This window comes from Lacrimispora amygdalina, from assembly GCF_900205965.1.
In the GTDB taxonomy this organism is placed as follows: domain Bacteria; phylum Bacillota; class Clostridia; order Lachnospirales; family Lachnospiraceae; genus Lacrimispora; species Lacrimispora amygdalina_A.
The window spans coordinates 61,905-87,276 of record NZ_OAOF01000003.1; the positions used below are offsets into that span (position 1 = coordinate 61,905).

At 44.0% G+C, this 25,372-nt stretch carries 21 protein-coding genes; 18 read left to right on the forward strand and 3 right to left on the reverse strand.

The genetic code is table 11. The annotated features are described in order from the left end of the window. Positions 1-1,155: a Gfo/Idh/MocA family protein gene (locus tag CRO04_RS05140; RefSeq protein ID WP_097003167.1), complete on the forward strand. Its 1,155-nt coding sequence runs from the start codon at positions 1-3 to the stop codon at positions 1,153-1,155. Between the two features lie 18 nt (positions 1,156-1,173). Next, complete coding sequence (locus CRO04_RS05145) at positions 1,174-2,025, forward strand: sugar phosphate isomerase/epimerase family protein (protein WP_097003168.1); 852 nt, start codon at positions 1,174-1,176, stop codon at positions 2,023-2,025. A gap of 53 nt (positions 2,026-2,078) precedes the next feature. Here the strand turns inward: CRO04_RS05145 and CRO04_RS05150 are convergent, their stop codons facing one another. Both CRO04_RS05150 and CRO04_RS05155 read right to left on the reverse strand, forming a co-directional pair. After that, a complete protein-coding gene (locus CRO04_RS05150) occupies positions 2,079-3,599 on the reverse strand; it encodes a response regulator (protein WP_097003169.1) in 1,521 nt (506 codons plus the stop codon). Further along, positions 3,593-5,350 carry a sensor histidine kinase gene (locus CRO04_RS05155; protein WP_097003170.1) on the reverse strand — a complete coding sequence of 586 codons (1,758 nt, stop codon included), beginning with the start codon at positions 5,348-5,350 and terminating at the stop codon, positions 3,593-3,595. Before CRO04_RS05155 ends, CRO04_RS05150 begins: the two co-directional genes overlap by 7 nt. A 215-nt stretch (positions 5,351-5,565) precedes the next feature. Here CRO04_RS05155 and CRO04_RS05160 point away from each other — a divergent pair, with 215 nt between their 5' ends. The 4 genes from CRO04_RS05160 (at position 5,566) to CRO04_RS05175 (ending at position 10,245) form a co-directional block, all read left to right on the forward strand. Continuing rightward, positions 5,566-6,936, forward strand: a complete 1,371-nt coding sequence (locus CRO04_RS05160) for an ABC transporter substrate-binding protein (protein WP_097003171.1) — start codon at positions 5,566-5,568, stop codon at positions 6,934-6,936. A 79-nt stretch (positions 6,937-7,015) separates the two neighbouring features. After that, positions 7,016-7,927, forward strand: coding sequence for a carbohydrate ABC transporter permease (locus tag CRO04_RS05165; protein ID WP_097003172.1), 912 nt, complete (start codon positions 7,016-7,018; stop codon positions 7,925-7,927). A 5-nt stretch (positions 7,928-7,932) separates the two neighbouring features. Beyond that, positions 7,933-8,778 (forward strand): carbohydrate ABC transporter permease, encoded by an 846-nt coding sequence (locus tag CRO04_RS05170; RefSeq protein ID WP_097003173.1) that lies wholly within the window; start codon positions 7,933-7,935, stop codon positions 8,776-8,778. Positions 8,779-8,925: 147 nt separating this feature from the next. Then, positions 8,926-10,245 (forward strand): glycoside hydrolase family 28 protein, encoded by a 1,320-nt coding sequence (locus CRO04_RS05175; RefSeq protein WP_242974347.1) that lies wholly within the window; start codon positions 8,926-8,928, stop codon positions 10,243-10,245. On the opposite strand, the gene CRO04_RS05180 is transcribed toward CRO04_RS05175, so the two are convergent. Further along, a complete protein-coding gene (locus CRO04_RS05180) occupies positions 10,242-11,021 on the reverse strand; it encodes a DeoR/GlpR family DNA-binding transcription regulator (RefSeq protein ID WP_166432472.1) in 780 nt (259 codons plus the stop codon). The two genes, CRO04_RS05175 and CRO04_RS05180, sit on opposite strands and share 4 nt — an antisense overlap. 224 nt (positions 11,022-11,245) lie before the next feature. On the opposite strand from CRO04_RS05180, the gene CRO04_RS05185 reads away from it, so the two are divergent. From CRO04_RS05185 to CRO04_RS05240, 12 genes are all read left to right on the forward strand, one after another. Then, entirely contained in the window at positions 11,246-12,100 is an 855-nt protein-coding gene (locus tag CRO04_RS05185; protein WP_097003175.1) for a class II fructose-bisphosphate aldolase, read from the forward strand. 52 nt (positions 12,101-12,152) lie between these two features. Then, positions 12,153-13,676 (forward strand): CoA-acylating methylmalonate-semialdehyde dehydrogenase, encoded by a 1,524-nt coding sequence (locus tag CRO04_RS05190; RefSeq protein WP_330400782.1) that lies wholly within the window; start codon positions 12,153-12,155, stop codon positions 13,674-13,676. Between the two features lie 94 nt (positions 13,677-13,770). Next, complete coding sequence (locus CRO04_RS05195; RefSeq protein ID WP_097003176.1) at positions 13,771-14,790, forward strand: LacI family DNA-binding transcriptional regulator; 1,020 nt, start codon at positions 13,771-13,773, stop codon at positions 14,788-14,790. A gap of 159 nt (positions 14,791-14,949) precedes the next feature. Then, positions 14,950-15,984, forward strand: a complete 1,035-nt coding sequence (gene iolC, locus CRO04_RS05200; protein WP_097003177.1) for a 5-dehydro-2-deoxygluconokinase — start codon at positions 14,950-14,952, stop codon at positions 15,982-15,984. 22 nt (positions 15,985-16,006) lie between these two features. Continuing rightward, positions 16,007-17,938, forward strand: a complete 1,932-nt coding sequence (gene iolD, locus CRO04_RS05205) for a 3D-(3,5/4)-trihydroxycyclohexane-1,2-dione acylhydrolase (decyclizing) (RefSeq protein WP_097003178.1) — start codon at positions 16,007-16,009, stop codon at positions 17,936-17,938. Between the two features lie 30 nt (positions 17,939-17,968). Further along, a complete protein-coding gene (locus CRO04_RS05210; protein WP_097003179.1) occupies positions 17,969-18,757 on the forward strand; it encodes a 5-deoxy-glucuronate isomerase in 789 nt (262 codons plus the stop codon). A gap of 66 nt (positions 18,758-18,823) precedes the next feature. After that, positions 18,824-19,723, forward strand: coding sequence for a myo-inosose-2 dehydratase (gene iolE / locus CRO04_RS05215; RefSeq protein ID WP_097003477.1), 900 nt, complete (start codon positions 18,824-18,826; stop codon positions 19,721-19,723). A 27-nt stretch (positions 19,724-19,750) separates the two neighbouring features. Further along, positions 19,751-20,764, forward strand: a complete 1,014-nt coding sequence (gene iolG / locus CRO04_RS05220; protein ID WP_097003180.1) for an inositol 2-dehydrogenase — start codon at positions 19,751-19,753, stop codon at positions 20,762-20,764. Positions 20,765-20,950: 186 nt separating this feature from the next. Next, entirely contained in the window at positions 20,951-21,643 is a 693-nt protein-coding gene (locus CRO04_RS05225) for an MgtC/SapB family protein (RefSeq protein ID WP_278321355.1), read from the forward strand. A 118-nt stretch (positions 21,644-21,761) separates the two neighbouring features. Beyond that, positions 21,762-22,481, forward strand: coding sequence for a phosphatase (locus CRO04_RS05230; RefSeq protein ID WP_097003181.1), 720 nt, complete (start codon positions 21,762-21,764; stop codon positions 22,479-22,481). Positions 22,482-22,550: 69 nt separating this feature from the next. Then, entirely contained in the window at positions 22,551-23,501 is a 951-nt protein-coding gene (locus CRO04_RS05235; RefSeq protein ID WP_097003182.1) for an ROK family protein, read from the forward strand. A gap of 20 nt (positions 23,502-23,521) precedes the next feature. Then, complete coding sequence (locus tag CRO04_RS05240; RefSeq protein WP_097003183.1) at positions 23,522-25,162, forward strand: hypothetical protein; 1,641 nt, start codon at positions 23,522-23,524, stop codon at positions 25,160-25,162. The last annotated feature ends 210 nt before the right edge of the window (positions 25,163-25,372 follow it).

A 25,372-nucleotide genomic window follows, 5' to 3' on the forward strand; every position in this document is an offset into this window, starting at 1 on the left:
ATGGAAAAAGTAAGATTGGGAATCATAGGAATTGGTAATATGGGGACGAACCATTTAAAGAGTATTCAGGAAGGAAAAGTTCCGGAGCTGGAAGTGACAGCCGTGGCTGACCGGGAGGAAGGGCGGATTGCCTGGGCAAAAGAACATATGCCGGCAGAGACTGCATTTTTTTCAGAAGGTACGGATTTAATTGACGCAGGAGTGTGTGATGCTGTATTAATCGCAGTTCCCCACTACCAGCACCCGGAACTTACAATTTATGCCCTGGAACAAGGACATCATGTTTTGTGCGAAAAACCGGCAGGTGTTTATACGGCACAGGTAAGAAAGATGAACGAAGCTGCTGAAAAGTCCGACCGTGTATTTGCCATGATGTTTAATCAGAGAACCAACTGCATATACCGGAAGATGCATGAGCTGGTAACCGGAGGGGAGTTAGGAGAAATTAAGCGCGTTAACTGGATTGTGACAGACTGGTACCGGACACAGTCCTACTACGATTCCGGAAGCTGGAGAGCAACCTGGGACGGTGAGGGCGGAGGTGTCCTCTTAAATCAGTGCCCTCACAATATGGATCTGCTGCAGTGGATCTGCGGAATGCCGGTTAAAGTACGAGCCTTCTGCCACAATGGAAAATGGCATGACATTGAAGTGGAAGACGATGTGACTGCTTATATGGAATATCCAAACGGAGCCACAGGCGTCTTTGTAACTTCCACTGCAGATGCTCCTGGTACCAACCGGTTTGAAATTACCATGGAGATGGGAAAGCTGGTCTGTGAAAATGACCGCCTCATGCTTCACAGGCTGGCAGAGAATGAGCGTACCTTCTGTAAGACGGCAAAAGGAGGCTTTGATACTCCTGAATGTACCGTTACGGAAGTGGAGACAGACGGGATCAATGAGCAGCATGCAGGCGTACTAAAAGCATTTGCAGGAAGAATCCTTAAGGGGACACCTCTGGTTGCAGACGGGGTGGAAGGAATCAATGGGCTGACCTTATCCAATGCCATGCATTTATCCAGCTGGCTTGACCGGGAGATTGAGGTGCCGTTTGATGAAAATCTGTTTTTAGAGGAACTGAATAAACGCCGTGCTTCATCCAGAAAGAAAGAGGGAACCGGCGTGGTGTTTGATACAGAAGGAAGCTATTAAGAAAAGGAGAACGTTATTATGTGGGATAAGATTAAGCTGTCCGGCTTTGCCGATGAAATTGATACAAATTTAGATATTCAGATGAAGGTGCTGAAAAAACTGGGGATGTCATACGTGGAAATGCGTGGAGTTGATGGTAAGGGGCTGGTGGAACATACCATAAATGAAGCAAAAGAAATAAAAGCCCGCCTTACAGATAACGGAATATCCTTATCTTCCGTTGGTTCTCCCATTGGTAAGATTAAAATTACGGATGAGTTTGCACCGCATATGGAATTATTCAAACATACCGTTGAAATCGCTCATGTAATGGATACTCCAAATATCCGTATGTTCAGCTTTTTTATGCCGGAAAATGAAAGTTATGCGCCTTATAAGAATCAGGTCATGGATCAGCTTGGACAGTTTGTGGACTATGCTAAGGCAAACAAAGTCCTCCTTCTTCATGAAAATGAGAAAGATATTTATGGGGATATGGCAGACAGGTGTCTGGAAATCATGAAGGAATTTTATGGGGATCATTTTCAGGCGGTGTTTGATTTCGCCAACTTTGTCCAGTGCAAACAGGATACCTTAGAAGCGTATGACATGTTAAAACCCTATATTTCCTATGTTCACATCAAGGATGCGCTCTGGTCAGATGCGAGCGTGGTTCCTGCAGGAATGGGAGACGGAAATGTGGAAAAGATCCTCAGAAAATTAAAAGACAGTGGATATCAGGGATTCTTATCTCTGGAACCTCATTTAAGTGATTTCGCAGGATTTTCTGCTTTGGAAAAGAATGGAGACCAAAAGAAAAAAATGAGCGGAGAAGAAGCCTTCACAATGGCGCATGAAGCTCTGGTGAAAATTCTGAATACAATCTCATAAAATTTAAATTGATGCCCCGCCTGGAAATTAGATACCAGGCGGGGCTTTTGAGTTTAATCCCCTCCGTTTATCTGTTTTATATAAGCGCTTGGTGACATGCCCGTATGTTTTTTGAAGATCTGACTGAAATACTGGGGATTGTTTCCGCAGCCTACCTTCTCTGCAACACACTGGATTTGTTCTGTACTTCCTTCCAATAACAACTGCTTTGCCTTCTGGATTCTCTGGGTCGTGAGATAATTGGAGAATTTTTGTCTGGTTTCTTTCATAAAACGCGCGCTGACGTAATCCACATTCATGTATAAATAGTTTTCTGCAATCCATTTCAGAGTCAGACTAGGGTTATCTAAATTATTCTCTACATACTGAATCACTTTTTCAATAAAAGGACTGTATGAGGTTTCCGTAGAATCTGCCATTGTTTTGCTGATCTTTTCCATGAGCATATTCCTGATGATCGCCGGATCGGTCTGCTGGTTCAGTGTCATTAAATATTCGGTTGCTTCTACAGAGGAGCCGTAACGGTTACCTGCTGTTAATTTAATAATAATGCGGGAACCAGCCTGCTTTAAAAAATCAGGGTTGCTGATATCGTGAAGGGTGTTCTCAAGCTCTTCATAACCGGATTCCCGGTTCTCTATATCTGTATTCATTAAAATAGTTGTCAGCTGTTCAATTTTTTCTATCAGATTTTTATAATTGCAGATAGGAACCGGCTTAAGACCATTCATAAAATAAATCATTCCATACCGCTTAATTTTAGACGTCATGGCTTCTATCAGCTGAATCAGATTGGGATAGGTGCTTCTGTGATAGTTAAGCTGTACCGGCTGTTGCTCTATGGAAAGCCGGTACATAAAAGTGTCCAGATCTTCATAGGAAACCTGATGGCTTTCAAAAAAGAGAATCAGGGTGTTTTTCACATAGAGACTGTACACGGCAATACCCGGAGCACTTTTTGACATGTATTCATAAATCAGCCCAAGAGCGGAAACAAGGAGCGGTTCTTCCAGATAATGAAGATAGCACAGCTCATAGCTGGTATAGCAAAAATCCATAAAGCCGGAATAGACATCCCAGGCGGGCTGGGCAGAGTCATCCATAAAGATCCCCTCATTAATAATATTAGCCAGTACGCTGTGATGAAGATGGAATGTCAGTGCCTTCTGCCGGTTCTGAAGATCCTTAAAAGCCCTTCTGTGATAATATTCTTTTATGACGTCCCTGATACTCTCAATAATCTGTTCTTCATTGCTTGGTTTAAGCAGATAATGGTGAACCCGGTATTTCATCGCCTGCTTGGCATATTCAAATTCTCCGAATCCGGACAGTAAAATAAACTGGATATCCATATCAGTCTGGGAGATTCTCTCAACCAGTTCAAGTCCGGAGATGCCGGGCATACGGATATCGGTCAGAACGATATCCGGTGATTCGTCGAGAATCATGTTGTATGCTTCGATTCCGTCTCCGCAGCTGCCGATCAGTTCGATTCCCAGGCTGTTCCAGTCAATAATATTGGAAATAGATTCCCGTATCATACGTTCATCATCAGCAATTATTAATTTCAGCAATCTTCATTCTCCTTTCGGACAAGAGGAAAGGCAAGCCTTGCCACTGCCTGTTCATTTTCATTATAAAGGGTGAGACCGTATTTTTCTCCATAGGTTAACTGCATCCGCTGCAGTATATTCACCAAACCGATTCCGAAGCCGTGGGGGCTGACCTGACTGGTTTTTAACTTTTCCAGAAGGTTGTCCTCAAAGGCTGAGCCGTTGTTTTTGATGGTAATGTAAAGTGTATCAGTGTCGCATTCTGCCAATATGTGAATGAAACAGCCTTCCGTATTCTCTTCCAGACCGTATCGTATGGAATTTTCCACCAGTGGCTGCAGAGTCAGTTTTAATACATAACAGGAGTATAGATATTCCGGTACAGTGATACGATATTCCAGCCGGTTTTCATAGCGGAACTTCTGAATAGTCATATAACACTGTATTAGTTCCAGCTCCCGTCTTAATGGGACTTCTTTACTGTTCTGGTCCAGTGTGATTCTTAAAAGCGTTCCCAGATTCTCTGCCATGGATGAGATATCTTTTGCCCCCACTGACTTAGCCCTCCAGTTGATGGATTCTAAGGTGTTATAGAGAAAATGGGGATTCATCTGATTTTCCAGAGCTTTTAGCTGAGCTTCTTTCCGCAGAATTTCATTCAGATAATTATTGCGTATCAAAATGTTTACATCATTAACCATCTGGTCAAACCGGGTATGGAGAATACCCAGTTCATCAGTCCTTTCCTTGTAATCATAGGAAACCGGAAGTATCTCATTCTGCCCGTCAGCAAAATGTTTCATTTTTAACAGCAGATTATTAAAATGCCGGATTATAGAGTTAATCAGTATAGAAGAAAGAACACTGGATATGATCACTGCAATAAAGGTTATGAAGAAGGAGAATTGAAAGCTGGTACGAAGGGAAGCTGAGATATTGTCGTAGGGAATCATACAGATATAATTCCAATTGTATTCCGGAAGAAGCTTCCTTACATAAAAATAGTTACGATCCATAGACGTAAAGAGTCCGTACCGTGAAAAAAAAGTGCCTGAAACTGCGATGGGGTTCCCGGCCGCAGCAGAGGAGGACTGATAGATGATATTGTCTTCGTCAAACAGGATATAATCAGCAGACTCATAAAGATGACTGGTATCTGTAGAGGAATCAATCAGCTGATTCATGTCGATGTTTACAATCAGACTGCCAATGGAATCAAGCTTTAAAAATTGGGTCCGCCGTATATTCTTAACCAGAAAAAGACCGTACTTATCACTGTAATCCGTAACCCATATAGTCTTTCCTTTTCCCGCCTCAGCCCGTGCAATTAAGTCCTTTCGAATGGAATCCGGAATTTTTTCCCTGTTGATGATATGTGTATGTATGGAATAGTCATCCTGATAAAGACTCATGTAGCGGATATTATTTTTTCTGAAGTTAAAGTAATATTCGTTTAACATTCCGTAGATGGCCTTATAGGCCACGGTTCGTTCCTGTATCCGCCCGGTATCTTTTAAAATTCCCAGATTCTTCTGCATGGTGCTGTCTGCAAGCACCATATCAGCCATGGTGCTGATCACATCCAGTCGGTTATAAAGTTCCTTGGCAGAAAAGGACAAAGAAGACGCAACTGCCTGGTACAGCACTTTCTGGTGGGCAATTGAGGTCATATGGATATTAAAAAAGGAAACAAAAGTAAGGAGCAGAATACATAGAAATACAATGGACTGGATCTTCTTTTTTAATGCAAGATTCCGGATAAATGCTTTCATACGTTCTCCTCATTAAGGAAATTCTTTGTTGTGATAAAGAGATTATATATAAAAAGTAACAATAATTCAACATAAAACATTTTAAAATATACAAAATAAACAAAAAAACTCGGTTTTTTCCACTTCCAACTCGGTTTTACACATTTACGCCCCATTCTATGAAACGTATAATAAAACTACCTAAGAAAAGTTAATAATTCAAGGAGGAAGGTATTATGAAGAAAAAAATTGCATTACTGATGTCGTGCTGTATGGCAGCGGCCGCTCTGGCAGGCTGTGGGGGAAATTCAGCAAATAACACGACTGCAGCAACACAGGCACCTGCAACGACACAGGCAGCGACTGCGGCTCCTTCTAAGGAAGCCTCTGGTGAAAGCGGTGACATGAAACTGACAATGAGCTGGTGGGGGAACCAGGTCAGAAATGAGAGAACTCAGGCCGCTTTAGATCTTTATTCACAGCAGAATAAAGGAGTAATGATTGAAGGACAGTTCTCCGAGTGGTCGGATTACTGGAATAAACTGGCTACATCAGCAGCAGGACAGGCACTTCCAGATATTGTTCAGATGGATTATATGTACATAGACCAGTATGTGAAGAATGAACTTTTAGTTGATTTAAAGCCTTACATAGAAAAGGGAGCACTCGATGTATCCAATATATCGGAAAATACCATGGCTTCCGGAATAGTTGACGGCGGAGTTTATGCAATCTGCGCAGGAATCAACTCTCCGGCCATGATGTACAACAAGACCCTGCTTGATGAAAATGGTATCACAGTAAAAGATTATATGACAATTGATGATTTTGAAGCAGTATGCCGTCAGGTATATGAAAAAACCGGATATAAAACTTCCATCGTATACGGAACTGCCCAGACATATCTGGATTATTTTATGAGAGCGTACGATGTGGTTTTATTCGGTGATAAAAAGATGGGCGGAAAGGCAGAGGATTACATTCCGTTCTTCCAGATGTATGAGACCGGGTTAAAAGAAGGCTGGCTCATTGATCCAGGCGTATTTGCAGAGATTTCCATAGGTTCTGTTGAACAGGATCCCCTGGTATATGGTTCCAGTCCGGAGACCATGTCCTGGTGTGCATTCGCAAACTCCAACCAGCTGACAGCAGTGCAGAATGCGGCTCCGGAAGGAGTGACCATTGGTATGACTACCTGGCCGTCTCCTGATCCAAAGAAGTCCGGGTACTTAAAGTCCAGCCAGTTCTTCTCCATCGGCGCACATACAAAGAATCCGGATGAAGCAGTGAAGGTATTAGATTACCTGACTAATTCCAGCGATGCAAATAACATTCTGTTAGGCGAAAGAGGCGTTCCTGCATCCAGCAAGATTGCAGAAGAGCTTTCACCGAAAATGGATGCCATCAACCAGGAAATTATCCGCTATATCAATGAAGTGGTTACTCCAAACAGTTCACCGATCAATCCGCCCCAGCCGGATGGAGCAAGTGAAGTATTTAATCTGTTAAATCAGGTTCAGGAGCAGCTCTGCTATGGTACATATGATTCGAAGACAGCTGCTGAGGAATTCTTTAACAGTGCCAACAAGATTATGAGCGAGAAATAATTACCGGTAGTTTCGGGGCAGGGTAAGCTCTGCCCCGGTTTTTAATAAGAGCAGTCATGTGTGAACGGAGGGGACGTATATGAAAGAAAAAAAGAGGGAGAACTTCAGACATTTTATGAACAGGGAAAGCACGGCAGGATTCGTATTCAGCCTTCCGTTTACCATCGGATTTCTGTTGTTCATGGTAGTTCCCATGGGACTATCCCTTTACTATTCCTTTTGTGACTACAATATTCTGGCACCGCCAGTATTTGCAGGCATGAAAAATTATATCAAGATGTTTACGGACGATGCGGTGTTTTTTAAAACCATCGGCGTTACCTTTTATTTTGCATTTGTATCGGTTCCCCTGCGTCTGGTATTTGCATTGATTGTGGCACTGATACTGTTTAAAACAACAAGAGTGACAGGATTATACCGTGCAGCCTACTATCTGCCGTCCATAATCGGCGGCTCAGTGGCAGTGGCGATTCTCTGGAAGCGTATGTTTGCTACGGACGGAGTGGTGAATCATCTGCTGCGGCTGATAGGAATCAAGTCCAGCTTTCCATGGCTTGGAAACGTAAATACAGCGATCTGGACACTGATCATACTGGCAGTCTGGCAGTTTGGCTCTTCCATGCTGATTTTTTTATCTTCTTTAAAGCAGATTCCCACTACGCTTTATGAGGCGGCAAGAGTGGACGGCGCAAACCGGTTTTCCCAGTTTTTTAAGATCACGCTTCCACTTCTTACACCAACCATATTTTTTAACCTGGTGATGCAGACAATCAACGGATTTCTGGCATTTACACAGTGCTTTATTATTACACAGGGGAAACCCCTTAATTCCACCTTGTTCTACACTGTTTATATGTACCAGCAGTCTTTTGAATTCTACAATACCGGTTACGGCGCAGCATTGGCATGGGTGATGCTTGGAATTATCGGGCTGATTACGTTACTTCTATTTGCTACTAAAAAATTCTGGGTCTATACGGAAGGAGTGTAAAAACCATGAAAACAAGGAAAAGAATTGGCGGGATTCTCTATCACGTTATTGTCTGCGGCCTTGGTCTGATCATGATTTATCCTTTGGTATGGATGATCATGAGTTCTTTTAAGGAGAGCAATACCATTTTCACAACAGCGGGCCAGCTGATTCCCAAAAAGTTTGTATTTTCCAATTACTCGACCGGCTGGAAAGGGTTTGCAAAAATAGGATTTATCATATTTTTCAGAAACTCTCTGTTTATTGCAATTGTTGCCACTTTAGGTACGGTATTCTCCTCGGCCTTTGTGGCTTATGGTCTGGCCAGATGCAGCTTTTTTGGGAGAAGGTTCCTGTTCGCAGCCATGCTCCTTTCCATGATGCTGCCTGCACAGGTGTTAATGATTCCCCAGTATCTGTGGTATCAGAAGCTGGGCTGGGTGGGAAGCTACCTGCCCCTGATTGTCCCCTATTATTTTGCAATCCAGGGCTTCTTCATCTATCTGATGATTAACTTTATTGACGGAATTCCAAGAGAGCTTGATGAAGCGGCGAAGATTGACGGCTGCTCCTATTACAGCATATTTGTCAGAATTATACTTCCGCTGATCACACCGGCATTAATTACAGCAAGTATTTTCTCCTTTATGTGGAGATGGGATGATTTTCTTTCCGCACTTCTTTATATCAACGAGTCCGCAAAGTATCCGGTCAGCCTTGCATTAAAGCTGTTTAGTGATCCTGGCTCCTCCTCCGATTACGGGGCTATGTTTGCAATGGCAACGCTGTCCATCATGCCGGCAGTTCTGATTTTTATCAGTCTGCAGAAATATCTGGTGGAGGGTATCAGTACATCTGGTTTAAAAGGTTAAAAAATGGCAGAGGCAGTACAAAAAACAGCTTTTTTGTACGTCTCTGTCTTTTTTTTATAGTTAGACCTTTCATTTGCCTGGTTAAATTGATATAATTGGGCAGTTTAATAGTACAATCTTGTTCAGATACAGGAAATGGAGGAAATTATGATTTACAATGTATTGGAATTCGGAGCAAAAGGCGATGGGACCGGAAACGATGCAGGGGCGATTCAGAAAGCGATTGATGAATGTACCGGCGCAGGCGGCGGACGGGTACTGCTTCCAGGCGGACATATCTATAACAGCGGTTCAATTCTTTTGAAATCAAATGTGGAACTTCATCTGGAGATGGGAGCCGTATTAAAAGCCAGCAGTGATTTAAACGATTATTATCCTCTGGCAAACGGCGGCAGGATTGTGGCTCATGAATCCGGTCTTCCTTCTTTTTTAAACAGCGAATATAACGGCAGACCGTTTCATGCATTTATCTATGGCTATGACCAGGAGAATGTGGCGATCACCGGTCTGGGCACCATAGATGCCAATGAATCTATTTTTTACGGGGATAATTCCGGTTATCACATAGAAGGTACTTATTACCCCAGAATTCCCCTGATGCTTTTAGAAAAATTCCGCCATCTTACCATCCGTGATGTAAGACTTATAAATTGTGCGTTCTGGACGGTTCATCTGGTGGGCTGCGATGATGTTTTAATTGAGGGAATCCGTCTTTTAAATAACTTACAGATGGCAAATTCCGACGGTATTGATCCGGACCACTGCACCAATGTACGAATTATCGGCTGCCACATTGAATGCGGCGACGATGCTATCGTATTAAAAAATTCCGGTGACTATAATCAATACGGTCCCTGTGAGAATATCGTAATCTCCAACTGCACTTTGATTTCCACCAGTGCAGCCATTAAATTCGGTACAGAAGGAGAATGTGACTTTAGAAATGTACTGGTAGAAAACTGTACCATCAGCAAAAGCAATCGAGGTATCTCCATACAGATTCGGGATGGGGGAAATGTAGAGAATGTGGTATTTTCTAATATTACCATTGAAACACGCCGGTTCTCCCATGAGTGGTGGGGAAGAGCAGAACCAATCTGCATCACGGCTCATGACAGAAAACCTGGGGTAAAAGCCGGAAAAATCAGGAATGTGCGGTTTGAGAATATCAGCTGCAAAGGAGAGAACGGAATCTTTATCCGCGGCAGTGAAGACAACTATATTGAAGATGTGAGTTTTGATAACATCCATCTCACTCTGGAGAAAAACTCCCGCTGGGAGATTGAGGGATATGATATCCGCCCCTGCCAGGGAGATGGACTGATACGTACGAAAATATCCGGAATATATGCAGAGTATGCAAAGGATATCCGTTTTGAACATGTGAAGATCCATGTGGCAGAAAGCATGAGGCCTTTCTACAAGCAGGATGTCACCATATGCCGGGCTGAGGATATCACCGTCTAATCCTCATGAGATGCAACGGAAATGGCGCAGTTTTGTTCTTTGCAATAAGAACAGAATGCGTCATCCGGCATTTTTTCGGTTAAAATGTAGTCGAACTGATTCATGTCTCCATAGGTCATTAAAGATGCCCGTCCAAACTTTGAAGAATCTGCCAGAAGATAATGCTTCTGGCTTTTTTTTAATGCTGCTTTTTTAATATTGTACTCATCAGTGGATGCGTTGCAGACGCCTGAAAGCACAGAAACCCCGGTGCATGCCATAAAAGCACGTACAATATTATAATCTTCTAAATATTCCACACAGGAGCTGCCGGTGAGAGAGGCAGTATCCCTTTTTAACGTGCCAGGGAGAACAATCAGATTAATATTTGGATAATTCATGGATTTATTAATGACCTGGATGCTGTTTGTTATGACTGTGACTGTATTTAAATGGGTAAGATAGTCCACAATATTCATGGTTGTAGTGCCGCTGTCTATGAATATGATATCCCGCTCCCTCACGAATGAAGCAGCCAGGGCGGCGATTCTCTGCTTGCTTAAAAAATTACGGCTGGCCCTGTCCTGAAAGGTAACCAGATCCGGTATGGGTAAAATATTTTCAGATGCAATGACGCCGCCATACACTTTTTCCACATTCCCTCTGGATACAAGTACTTCCAGATCCCGCCGCAGGGTGTTTTTGGATATCTGAAATAACTCACACAGGGTATCAATGGATGCGGACTTATGTTCAATGATATATTGCTCTATTTGATCAATTCGGGAAATTCTCATACTCATGCTCCTTATTCTCTGGTTCCTTAGATCTGCTGCTGCCTTCCTATTATACCAGATACAAGAAAAAATATCAAGAAATCACCAATAGATAACCAGATTTCGAAAAAATTTTCGTAGTATATCTTGACCTCTGTAGAGTTCAGTGGTAGAATATAACCAACACATAACAATAAATAAATCAAAATATACTCACAAAAGGGAGGAAGCAGAGGGAACAAGGCATGGGATTAGTAAAAATGAAAGAACTGCTGAAGCAGGCGTCGGAGCAGAACCGGGCGGCAGGAGCATTCAGTGTGGGGAATTTAGAGATGGTGAAGGGGGCTGTGAAGGCAGCAGAGGAAATGAACACTCCTATTATCTTACAGATCGCAGAAGTACGGCTGCCCCATTCGCCCCTGTGTTTCATGGGACCTATGATGGTAGAGGCTGCCAGGAATGCGAAGGTGGATATTGCGGTTCATTTAGATCACGGCAAGACCTTAGCGGTGTTAAAACAGGCTCTGGATTACGGATTTACTTCAGTCATGATGGACGGCTCTACTCTTCCTTTTGAAGAGAATATAAAAAAGACTTTAGAGGCTGTTTCTCTTGCCGGAGAATACGGAGCCACAGTAGAGGCGGAGCTTGGTCTGGTAGGCGGAAGCGAGGATGGCAGCACAGATGAAGGAATCCGCTGCACCAATCCGGAGGATGCGAAAGTATTTTGTGAAAAGACGGGTGTGGATGCACTGGCAGTAGCCATCGGCAACGCCCATGGTAACTATCCGGTAGCACCGAGACTGGCTTTTGATATTTTAAAAGCCATAGACGAAATGACAGAGATACCTCTGGTCCTTCACGGCGGAACAGGAATTACCCCGGAAGATTTTAGAAAAGCAGCTGGCCTTGGAATACGTAAGATCAACATTGCGACAGCCAGTTTTGACAGCCTTACACAAAAAGCTGAGGCATATTTAAAATCGGAAGGGAAACATGATTACTTCGGACTGAATGAAGCCATGGTCCAGGGAGTTTATGAGAATGTGAAGCAGCATATCAGAATATTCAACTGTGCAGAGCCGCTGCCATTTTCATGATTAAGACAACTGATGTTATTATTACCATAAAAATAAAACTGCAGAGAAAGGAATGGATAGAAAGATGGGAGAAGTTAAAACATTAAAGTATTTTGTAAACGGTCAGTGGAAGGAGTCTGCAACAAATAAGTATACAGATGCCTACAATCCAAGTACCGGTGAAGTGATTGCAAAAGTACCATGCTGTACTCCGGATGAAGTGAAAGAGGCTGTGGCAGCAGCAAAAGCGGCATTTCCATCCTGGTCGGCAACTCCGGTAATTAAGAGAGTACAGATCCTCTATAAATTGAGAGATTTGCTGATTGAGCATATGGATGAACTGACTATGCTGGTAGCCAAAGAAAACGGTAAAAACTGGGATGAGGCTCAGGGCGATGTTCTGAAAGCAAAGGAAGGAACCGAGCAGGCCATCAGCGCTCCGTCACTGATGATGGGAGAAAGCTTAATGGACGCTTCCAGCGGATTTGATACTGTTTTATACCGTATGCCTCTGGGCGTATTTGCCGGTATTGTGCCATTTAACTTCCCGGCGATGATTCCCATGGGCTGGATGACTCCCATGTGTATCGCCTGCGGAAATACCATTGTCTTAAAAGCAGCTTCCTTTACACCTCAGTCCAGCATGCGTATTGCAGAGCTGTACAAAGAAGCAGGGCTTCCTGATGGTGTCATTAATATTGTTACCTGCTCCAGAAACGAAGCAGAGATTCTTCTTACTCATGAAGATGTAAAAGGTATCACCTTCGTAGGTTCCACATCTGTTGGAAAGCATATTTATTCCACAGCTGCAGCCACAGGTAAGAGAGTTCAGGCTCTTTGCGAAGCGAAAAACCATGCTCTGGTTTTAAAAGATGCACCGGTGAAACGTGTAGCAGCAGGAATCATCAATTCCACTTTTGGCTGCGCAGGTGAAAGATGTATGGCACTGCCTGTTGTAGTAGTACAGGAAGAGATTGCAGATAAGCTTGTGGCAGAGATTGTGGCTCAGGCTAAGAAGTTAAAAGTAGGACCTGCTTACGACAAGACCACCAATCTGGGTCCGGTTATTAACCAGGCACACAAAGAATCAGTTGTTAAATGGATTGAAACAGGAATCGCAGAAGGTGCCAAGCTGGTACTGGACGGCCGCGACGTGGTAGTGGAAGGCTATGAGAACGGTTTTTATTTAGGGCCTACCATTCTTGATCATGTAACTCCTGAAATGAGTGTGGGAGAAAAAGAAATCTTCGGACCGGTTCTTTGCATTAAGAGAGTAAAGACATTTGAAGAAGGACTGGAAGTAATGAATGCCAATCCATACGCCAACGGTTCCGTAATCTTTACCCAGAACGGCCGCTATGCAAGAGAGTTTGCAAGACACACCGACGGCGGTATGATCGGCGTTAACGTAGGAATCCCGGTTCCCGTTGGTATGTTCCCATTCAACGGAAACAAGCTGTCCTTTATCGGAGACCTTCACTGCTTAGGAAAAGATGGATACCGCTTCTATACAGAAAACAAAGTTGTTACCACCAGATGGTTTGACGAAGAAACAGGTGAATCCACAACCGTAAATACCTGGGATGGTACAATCTAATAAATCTTTTTGTGAAAAATAGCACGCATATACTTGCGTGCTATTTTTATGTGTGATATGATTGGTAAAGTGAATTTCTTAAAGGAGAGAAAAGATGGCGGGAACGATTCGGGAAATAGCAGAACGAGCAGGTGTGTCCAGAGGAACGGTAGACCGCGCTTTAAATAACAGAGGACGGATCAGCAAGGAGGTGGCAGAGCGGATTTTCCAGATTGCAGATGAAATCGGCTATGTGCCGAAGAAGGACAAAAAGTCAGTGAAAAGGGAGCCGGTTAGTATCGGTATTGTAACCCAGCTTTCCAAATCCTCTTTCATGATTCCAATCAGGAGAGGCTTAGAGGACGCACAAAGGGAATTGAAAAAAAGAGGGATCAGTTTCGTAACGGAGGAATGTGTTACTGTCAGTGAAGAGGAACAGCTGGCGGCACTGGAACGGCTGGAAAAAAGCAAGGTTTCCGGCATTGCAATCATGCCGGTGGAATGTGATAAAATCAGGGATAAAATCAATGCCCTCATCGGGCAGGGGATATCGGTTGTCACCTTTAATACAGATATCGTGGGAACCAGACGCAGCTGCTTTGTGGGCCAGGATAACAAAAAGAGCGGCCGCACGGCAGCGGGCCTTATGGGGATGCTCACCGGCGGCCAGGGGAAGATTCTTGCGATTACCGGATATTTTGGAAACAGCGTGAACAGCATGCGTGTAGATGGGTTTGTGGAAGAAATAAAAAGAACATTTCCGGAGCTTGAGCTTGTGGGCGTGCAGAGCAGCTTTGATGAAAAGGAGGAAGTGGAGAAGATCCTTTTAAATACCCTGACTGCCTATCCGGATCTGCAGGGTGCGGTGATATTCTCTGGAGGACAGGGGGGGATAAAAAAGGCGTTTGAAGAGCTGGATCTGGAGAAAAAGCCTCATATCATCATCTATGATTTAACCACAGGGAATATCCGTGCTCTGGAAGAGGGAATCGCCGATTTTTTAATTGATCAGAACGGCTATACCCAGGGGTACCGGGCTCTGTTTATACTTGCAGATATTATGCAGTCAGGAAGCAGGAAAGAGCAGGAATATTTTTACACGGATATTATTATTAAAACAAAATATAATATTTAAAAACTAAGTGGAATCAGGAGTTTGTTTATCATAAAAAACAGGTCCTGATTTTTTTAATTATCCGTGTAAAATTGCTTGCACGCGGACTGCGTGCGTGGTATAATATAGGCACATGAGACGAGGGAAAAAGCACGCAAAACAGATGGGAGAGGTGTAACGATGGAATATGTAAAATTTGACGAAGCCCGGGAGTTTGATTTAATCCTTCTTGGCAGGGTGGCAATTGATTTTAACCCGGCTTACAATGAGCAGGTGAAGGAAGAATTTAAGCCGCTTAAGAAGGTTCACATGTTTGAAAAGTTTGTGGGCGGTTCTCCGGCCAACATCGCCGTAGGCGTGACAAGACATGGTATGAAAGCCGGATTTATCGGGAAAGTGTCAGATGACCAGTTCGGTGAATTTGTAGTGGATTACTTTAATGAGCAGGGGATCGATACGTCGCATATTACCCCATGCAAAAATGGTGAGAAACTGGGACTGACATTTACGGAGATGCTCTCCTCCAGCGAAAGCAGCATATTAATGTACCGCAACTGCATTGCTGATTTACAGCTGGATGTGGAAGATATCGATGAAGAATATATAAAAAAGGCAAAGGCTGTTTTGATTTCCGGGACCGCACTTGCCCAGAGTCCTTCCAGGGAAGCCGCTCTTAAGACCGTGATGCTGGCGAAAAGAAATGATGTCAGAATTATATTTGACATTGATTACAGGGCCTATAACTGGAAAAATGAGGATGAGATTTCTATTTATTATTCTGCAGTTGCAAAAGAAGCTGATATCATTATGGGTTCAAGAGAGGAATTTGACTTAACAGAAAAGCTGATCAGACCTGGTATGACTGATGAAGAAAGTGCAGCACTGTGGCAGGGTTATCATGCGAAAATCGTTGTAATTAAGCATGGTATGAAGGGGTCTACGGCATACACCTGCGACGGACAGTCGTTTTCCATCAAACCGTTCCCGGTAGAGGCCAGAAAAGGCTTTGGCGGCGGAGATGGATATGGCTCCGGTTTCTTATATGGTCTGTATCAGGGCTGGGATATTATTGACTGCCTGGAATTTGGTTCAGCAGAGGCGTCCATGATGGTAAAGAGCAATAACTGCTCGGATTCTCTGCCTGCACCAGAGGAAGTGCATGCATTTATCAGAGATGAAAAGGAAAAATTCGGTGAGATGATCGCCCGTGTATAATAAATAAAAAGGAGAGCGGAACATGTCAAAAACGATAAGGATGACAACAGCACAGGCACTGGTAAAGTTCCTGGATAACCAGTATGTTTCAGTGGATGGAACAGAAATAAAGTTTGTTGAAGGTTTTTTCACGATTTTCGGTCATGGAATTGCAGTCGGCCTGGGAGAAGCTCTGGATACAGATCCGGGCCAGCTCCGGGTCCTTCAGGGCAGAAATGAGCAGGGCATGTGCCATACGGCTATCGCATTTGCCAAACAGAATCAGCGCAGAAGAATTATCCCCTGCGCCTCATCGGTTGGACCGGGTGCTGCCAATATGGTGACTGCCTGCGCTACAGCAACGGTTAATAATATCCCGCTTCTTGTATTTCCGGCGGATACCTTTGCCTCCAGACAGCCTGATCCGGTGCTTCAGCAGTTAGAGCAGAGCAGCAGCCTTGCTACCACGACCAACGATGCATTTAAACCGGTATGCAAGTACTGGGACCGGATTACCAGACCGGAGATGATTATGAGCGCACTGATCAATGCCATGCGTGTGCTAACCGATCCGGCAGAGACAGGGGCATGCTGTATATCCCTATGTCAGGATGTGGAAGGAGAATCCTTTGATTATCCGGAGTATTTCTTTAAGAAACGGGTTCATAAGATTACCAGACCTGTGGCAGTAGAGGAAGAGCTTTTAGAAATTGCTGACATCATTTCTGAGGCGAAGAAACCGATTGTAATCGTGGGCGGAGGCGTCCGTTACTCAGATGCAGGTGAAACCGTAGAAAAATTCTGTGAAGAATTCAAAATTCCGTTTGGGGAGAGTCAGGCAGGAAAGAGTGCCTGTAAATCAAGCCATCCGTACTGCCTGGGCGGAATTGGAGTAACAGGTACTTATGCCTCCAATGTCATTGCAAAGGACGCGGATGTGGTAATCGCCATCGGTACCAGACTGAGCGATTTTACAACCAGCTCCAAGTGGCTGTTTCAGAGAGAAAATGTGAAGATTGTTACGATCAATAACAGCAGATTTCATGCTTATAAGATGGATGCGTCCATGGCAGTGGGCGATGCAAAAGTAACGGTAGAGGCACTGACTGAAAAACTGAGAGAAAAGCAGTATGTATCTCAGTACAAAAACGAGATCACAGATGCCAAAAAGAAATGGGCTGAAGAAATGGTGCGCTTAGGCAGCACTCAGTATACAGGAGATGATTTCGAACCCATTATCAAGGCGAGAGATCCCAGAACGATTCCGGAATTTGTCCGCCTGACCAATGGTAAGATTACCCAGACCGCCGCACTTGCAGCCATCAGAAGAGTGATTGATGAAGATGCTACCATTATTACTGCGGGAGGTTCCCTTCCAAGCTGTATGCAGCGTATGTGGACCACCGACAAACGGGGCGGGTACCACGCAGAATACGGATATTCCTGTATGGGATATGAAGTGGCAGCAACCCTGGGCGTAAAATTTGCAGAACCGGAACATGAGGTTTACTGTGTAGTGGGCGACTCCAGTTTTCAGATGCTTCACAGTGAGATCATGACCATTATGCAGGAAAGACAGAAAGTTAATATCCTGATATTTGATAACTGCGGATTTGGCTGTATCAACAATCTGGAGATGAACCATGGTATCGGCAGTCTTGCGACAGAATTCCGATATACAGACGGCAAAAAACCAACTGGTGATTTAATACCTGTTGACTATGCAAAAATCGGAGAGGGCTATGGCCTGAAAACCTATACCTGCCGTACCATCGGGGAGCTGGAAGATGCCTTAAAGGATGCGAAGAGTCAGGAAAAAGCATGTCTGTTTGACTTAAAGGTGATTCCAAAGACTATGTCCGACGGGTATGAGTCCTGGTGGAACGTAGGACTTGCCGATGTTTCCCAGAAGGTCAGCGTAAATGAGGCATGGGAAAGAGTCCTGGAAGGAAGAAATGAAGCCAGAAAGTATTAAAAACGGACATCGAAAGAAAGGAAGAAAACTATGGGTCAGGTATTCGGATATCCGGAATTTGATGAGTCCGGAGAAAAGATTTTAACCACTTATACCAATGAGTATAAAGATATGGGAATGGACATTCGGGTTTACCGCATGAAAGCAGGAGAGACCAGGACGTTCTTAAAAGAGAAGGAAGAAACAGCGGTGCTTCTTTTAAAAGGAAGAATTGTATATCGCGGAGGAAGTATAGAACAGGAAGCTTCAAGAATTGATGTTTTTACAGAAGGACCGTGGTGTCTGCATGGTTGTGCAGGTACAGAAATTTCTGTAAAAGCAAAAGAGGATTCTGAGATTTTAGTCCAGTCAGCTGAAAATGAGAAAGCATTTGAAGCAAAGCTGTATCAGCCGGAAGATGCACCCTGGAAATACTCCGCTGTAGGTAAGTTTGGTAATGTGGCAAAACGCCGGGTGAATACGATTTTTGACATTGAGATCGCTCCTTATTCCAATATGGTGCTGGGAGAGGTTTTAAATGACAGGGGAAACTGGTCTGGTTATCTACCCCACAGGCATCCACAGCCTGAGACCTATTATTTTCTGTTTGACCGTCCGGAAGGATTCGGTGCAAGCTTTGTGGGAGATCAGGTGTTTAAAAGCACAGACGGCAGCTTTTCCGCAATTCCGGGAGGGGAGCTTCATCCCCAGGCGGTTGCGCCGGGATTCCAGATGTATACCTGTTGGATGATCCGCCATCTGGAGGGAAATCCGTGGAATCAGACAGACCGCAACGAAGATGAACGTTACTTGTGGCTGCATGATGCCAAATTTGAATAACACAGGGGTTAATCGCCGCGAAACCAGCGGTATAAAAATATGATAAGACAGGGAAGGGAAGCAAAAATGTTAAACAGGGAGAAAGTAAAATTAGGAATTGCACCAATTGCATGGACCAACGATGATCTTCCGGATCTGGGTAAGGAGAATACCTTCGAGCAGTGCGTCAGCGAAATGGCACTTGCAGGATTTACCGGTTCTGAAGTGGGTAACAAGTACCCGAAAGATCCGGAGGTTTTAAAGAAGGCTCTCGAATTAAGAGGGGTGGAGATCTGCAACGCATGGTTTTCTACATTCTTAATCAGCAAACCCTACGAAGAGACTGAGGCAGAATTTGAAAAGCATGTAGCTTTCTTAGCAGCTATGGGCGCTAAGGTAGTGGGTGTATCTGAGCAGAGTTACAGCACACAGGGAATTCAGGATCAGCCGGTTTTTGAAGGAAAGCATGAGATGGATGACAGAGAATGGGATCTTCTCTGCAATGGTTTAAACCGACTTGGCAAGCTTTCTAAAGAAAAATACGGGGTGGCATTAACCTTCCACCATCATATGGGGACGGTTGTACAGTCTGCAGCAGAGACAGACCGTATGATGGAACATACAGATCCGGAATATGTAAGTCTGCTTTTTGACAGCGGCCACTTTGCATACTGCGGCGAGAATCCGGTTGAAATGGTAACAAAGCATATCAACCGCATCAAACATGTACATTTAAAGGATATCCGTCCGGAAGTAGTAAAAAAGGTGAGGGAAGAGAAGATGAGCTTCTTAGCAGGCGTACGCGCAGGTGCATTCACCATTCCGGGAGACGGATGTGTGGACTTTGGTCCGATCTTCAAGGTGCTGGAAGACGCAGCTTATGAGGGTTATATGGTAGTAGAAGCGGAGCAGGATCCGGCTAAGGCAAATCCTCTGGAATATGCAATCCGCGCAAGAAAATTTATTGCTGAAAAAACAGGTCTTTAATTTTAAAGATAAAAGGAGAAGAATATTATGGTAACCGTAGGAATTATCGGAGCAGGCAGAATCGGAAAGGTTCATACCACAAGCATCTGCAATATTGTTAAGAATGCTACAATTAAGACAATCGCTGACCCATTTATGAATGAGGAAACAGCAAACTGGGCAAAGAGCATGGGCGTAACCAATACAACCAGTGATTACAAGGAGATTCTGGCTGATCCGGAGATCGATGCAGTGTTGATCTGCTCTTCCACAAACACGCATTCTCCCATCTCTGTAGAAGCAATTAAGGCTGGAAAGCATGTATTCTGCGAAAAGCCCATTGACCATGACGTAGAGAAGATTAAAGAAGTGATCGATGCATTAAAGGACAGCAAGGTGAAATATCAGGTAGGCTTTAACCGCCGCTTTGACCATAACTTTGAAGCGGTGAGAAATGCAGTTGCAGCAGGAAAAATCGGTGATCCACATATTATCAAGGTGACTTCCAGAGATCCTGAGCCGCCCAGCGCAGAATATGCGGCTGTATCCGGCGGTATGTTCCTTGACATGACCATTCATGATTTTGATATGGTGCGTTATCTGGCTGGATGTGATGCAGAAGAGATCTATGTACAGTCTGCTGTTTTAGTTGATCCTGCCATTGGAGAAGCCGGCGATGTGGATACTGCTGTTATCACAATCAAGATGGAGAACGGTGCGATTGCAGTGATTGATAATTCCAGAAAAGCGGCTTATGGATATGACCAGAGAGCGGAAGTGTTCGGATCTAAGGGAATGGTTGCGACTGCTAATGATACAGAATCCAGTGCTGTCTTAAGCACTGCAGATGGAGTAACAGGTGAGAAGCCGCTTTACTTCTTCTTAGAGCGTTATATGCAGTCCTTTGCTAAGGAAGTAAACTGCTTTATCGAAGCCATTGAGAAGGATACAGACACTCCTCTTGGTGTATTAGATGGTTTAAAACCGGTGTTAATGGGAATCGCAGCTAAGAAATCTGTAAAAGAGCACAGACCGGTAAGAATTTCTGAGATTATAATGTAAGACATAGGACCTGCTGGCTGACTGGCAGGTCCTTTTGCAATCTGTCTGTGCTGGACTATAGAGTACAAAAACTGCATAGAAACTAACATGGAAAAAGCAAATACTGCGCTGACGTTTTTGTTTAAACATGTTAAATTAGTAGCATATTTTATAAGATACAGTTCAACATAGAAAAGAGGGGTTATCGTGTATCAATTGGAACAGATGGTGATTGGCTGGGTGGAACGGTATGATCTGGTGTATCAGACCAGTTTGCTTTTTCGAATCATTGCAGCTGGTTTTTCCGGATATTTAATCGGATACGAAAGAAAAAACCGGAATAAAGGGGCAGGAATGAGAACCCATGCCATTGTGGCGATGGGGGCTGCTCTTATGATGGTTGTATCCAAGTATGGTTTTCAGGATATTCCTAAATTTGATGCTTCCAGAATTGCTGCCCAGATCGTGTCTGGAATCGGTTTTCTGGGAGCTGGTGTTATTTTTGTTAAGAATAATTCCGTCAGCGGTCTGACTACGGCTGCCGGTATCTGGGCAACAGCAGGAGTGGGAATGGCGATTGGTGCCGGTGCTTATTATCTGGGCTGCGGTTCAGCGTTTCTTTTGGTTATGATACAGGTTCTGCTCCATGACGTACCATTTCTATCAAAGGAACCGTATCGGTGTATGCTGAAAATCAGTACCTCCCATTACGACGCAGTTATAACAGAGTTGTTTCATAAACTCAACGAAGATAAGGTAAAGGTGCTTAACGTAAAAATAGGAAAATCCAAGGACGCAACCAAGATCGAACTTGATTTACTTTATCCGGCCGGCTATGAAAAGAATGACCTGGTTCTCCGCCTGTCCAACGACAAACGGATTGATTCGATTAACGGATAGTCTATAAAAACAAAAAGTGCAATAAATTTCAACAGAAAAACAAAAATAAGGTAGAAGAACCGCGGTAAAAAGAGATATACTCATGAAGTAAGATTACGAGAAAGCAAAGAGAAAAATTATGATAAAGCGTCTTACTGCAGATTTACACACGCATACAGATGTAAGCGGGCATGGTTATAGTACCGTTTATGAAAATATCACAGCGGCAAAGGCTGCCGGACTTTTAGCGGTAGGAATCAGCAACCACTGTCCGGCTCATCCGGACGGAGCACCGGAGGGGCATTTCAGAAATCTGCGTGTGCTTCCGGAATGGGTGGATGGGATCCGTGTACTTCGCGGGGCAGAGCTGAATTTTATAAATTTTGACGGAGAGATTGATTTAAGTCCGGATACCATAGAAAACCGGCTGGATTATACCATAGCCTCTTTTCATGAGGATGTGATCCCGCCGGGAAGCATAAAAGACCATACAGAAGCATATCTTCACGCAGCCAAAAATCCTCTGATAGACATCATCGGACATAGCGGAACTGCCTGCTATGAGTATGATTTTGAACGGGTAATACCGGAGTTAGGTAAAAATGGTAAACTTGTGGAGATTAACGAAGGGACTTTCCGTGTCAGGAAAGATTCCGCGCAAAACTGCAGGACCATTGCCAGACTCTGTATGAAATACAGCGTTTCTGTCATTGTCAGCTCAGATGCACATTTCTGCAGGAGTGTGGGACAGTTTGATGAGGCTCTTGCCATGTTAAACAGCCTGAATTTTCCAAAACAGCTGGTGGTGAATGCAGGTATGGAACAGCTGGAGTCCTGGTTTCTTCGTAAACGGAGATGATAATGAAAGAAAAATGCCGGGGTGCAGCTGCGCTCCGGCAGTTGTGCGCGGAAAGGGAGCGGATAGAGAATGAAGTATTATATCGGAATAGACTTAGGGGGAACCAATATTGCCGCCGGTCTGGTAGGAGAAGACGGAACACTTTTCACCCGCCTGTCTGTGCCAACCAGAAGCGGAAGAAGTGCAGGGGAGATCGTTGAGGATATGGCGGACCTTGCAAAGAAGGCGGCACAGGAGGGAAATGTTTCCTGGGAAGAGATAGAAGCTGTGGGCATGGGCGTCCCGGGAACCGCTAATAAAGAGACCGGAATAGTTGAGTATGCCAATAATCTGGGATTCTATGATGAGCCGCTGGTATCCATGATGGAGAAGGCATTGCCGGGCAAAAAAATACGTTTTGATAATGATGCCAATGCTGCGGCATGGGGAGAATATACGGCAGGAAGCGGGAAAGGCGTAAGCTCCATGCTGGCTGTGACTCTGGGAACCGGGGTTGGCGGCGGAATCATTCTTGACGGAAAGCTATATGAGGGAGTGAACTATGCGGCTGGTGAATTCGGACATTTCACCATTGACCGGAACGGAATTGTATGCAACTGCGGAAGAAAAGGCTGCTTTGAAGCTTATGCTTCTGCCACTGCATTGATTTCACAGACAAAAGAGGCGATGCTGGATAATCCCCAATCCATTCTCTGGGAGCTGTGCGAAGGGGAGATTGAGAACGTGGAGGGCAAAACACTCTTTGACGGAGTCAGAAGAGAGGATGCTGCTGCGCTTTTCGTATTTGACCGATACGTCGAGTACCTGGCAGCGGGGCTTTTGGATTTAATCAATATATTCCAGCCGGAATTAATCTGCATTGGCGGAGGCATCAGCAAAGCTGGAGATTTACTCTTAGATCCGTTAAAAAGAATCATAGACCAGGAAGATTATGCAAGAACCTCAAAGCGCAGGACAAGGATTACTGCAGCGGTGTTAGACAATGATGCCGGGCTGATTGGAGCTGCGCTATTAGAATAGAAGAAAAGAGGACAGGAATTATGAAACGGTATATGGGACATCTGATACGTTCCGCAGAGAAGCGGGTGGATCATTTTTTAAGTACACAGGTAACAGACGAAAAAGACCCTTTTTACGGAGGGATGAAACGTGCTATTTTAGAGGTCAAGCCCACCATCTATGTGATGGCAGATGCAGCATCAGTTTATTTGAATTCTCAAAGCAGGTATTACAAGGATGCTGCTCTTCTTCGTGCCATGGAAGCAGCCGTGACCTTTATCGCAAACTGCCAGAGAGAGGATGGAAGCTTTGATTATCCCTCCTGCAATTTTAAATCTGCACCGGACACCTCCTTTTGCTTTAAACGTCTGATTGCAACCTACCGCCTGTTTTTAAAATATACGAAAGTAGGCGAGCTGGAAAAACTGAAGGACGGTTACCGTTTTATACTGGAAGAATCCTTAAACGCTCTCCTGACCGGAGGATTTCACACTCCCAACCACCGCTGGGGAATTACAGCTGCATTGATGCAGGGGGCAAATCTGGTAAAAGAAGAAAATCCGGAGTTTGCCACGCAGCTGCTTGCCCGTGCAGACCAGTATCTGGCGGAAGGGATTGACGGCAATGAGGAAGGGGAGTATGCAGAGCGCTCTACCGGCAATTACAATGCAGTGGTAAACAATGCCATGATGGCAATGTATGAGGAAACCGGCGAGGAAAGCTATCTGGGATATGTGGAGCGGAACTTAAAAATGATGCTCTTTTACATTGATCCCGACGATACGATTTTCACACAGAATTCCACCAGACAGGATCAGGGGAAGGCTGATTATCCGGACAAGTATTTTTACCAGTATTTATATATGGCCGCAAAAACCGGAGAGGAAATCTTTGACCGGGCTGCCCATAAGATTATCAAAGACAATATGGAACGGGGCGACATGGCGCCTGAATGCCTGCATATTATAATGCTTCATGATTTTATGGAGCAGTATGAATTGAAAGGATATGGCTTCTTAGATACGTACCATAAGCTTTTTGAGGAAGCTGGTGTAATCAGGGGAAAGACTTCCCGATATGGCTACAGTATCCTCAAAGGGAAAAGTGCGTTTCTGTTCTTAAAATTTAAGGAAACACTGGTATACTTAAAAATAGGAGAGAGCTACTGCGATATCCGTAACTTTGTTCCTCAGACAATGGAAGAAAAAGATGGAGTCTGCGTTTTAACTTCTGTTGCAAAAGGCTGGTATTATCTTCCGTTTAAAGAAAAACAGGACACAACAGACTGGTGGAAAATGGATCATAAGAAGCGGGATATTTTAAACAGCAGTGAAATCCGCATGACTGTCACTCTGAAAGAGCTCATCGACGGCATGGAAGTGTCCGTGAAAGCAGAGGGACTTGACAAAGCGCCTCTACGTGTTGAAATCTGTATTCCTGCAGGCAGCGTTCTGGAAAATGAGCATTTTCATATGAGAGCAGAAAAAGGCGGAGAGATGGTGCTTCGGGATGGCTTTCTTAATCTTCTTCACGGAGATCAGAAGCTTCTCATTGGACCGGGATTTGGAACACATGAATTCGGCGGACATTACTCAGGTGAAGAGATCAACACCGCCGGCTTTACTCTGTATTTCAATGACTATACCCCATATGAAAGAACCTTCTCCATTCGAAATATATAAAAAAGGGAATATCATAAATACAACATTGTTCATAATAGATATATCATATGCCAAAGAAGGCAGTTGCTGGTTTTAACAACTGTCTTTTTTACTACCTGCTTAATGGAAAAACTATGATTAACATATAAAAACTATAGAAAAATAGGATTAATGTCGAAAAGTGTTGAAAAAAGTAGGTAAGTCGGTATATAATGATTTTAACTTTTTCTG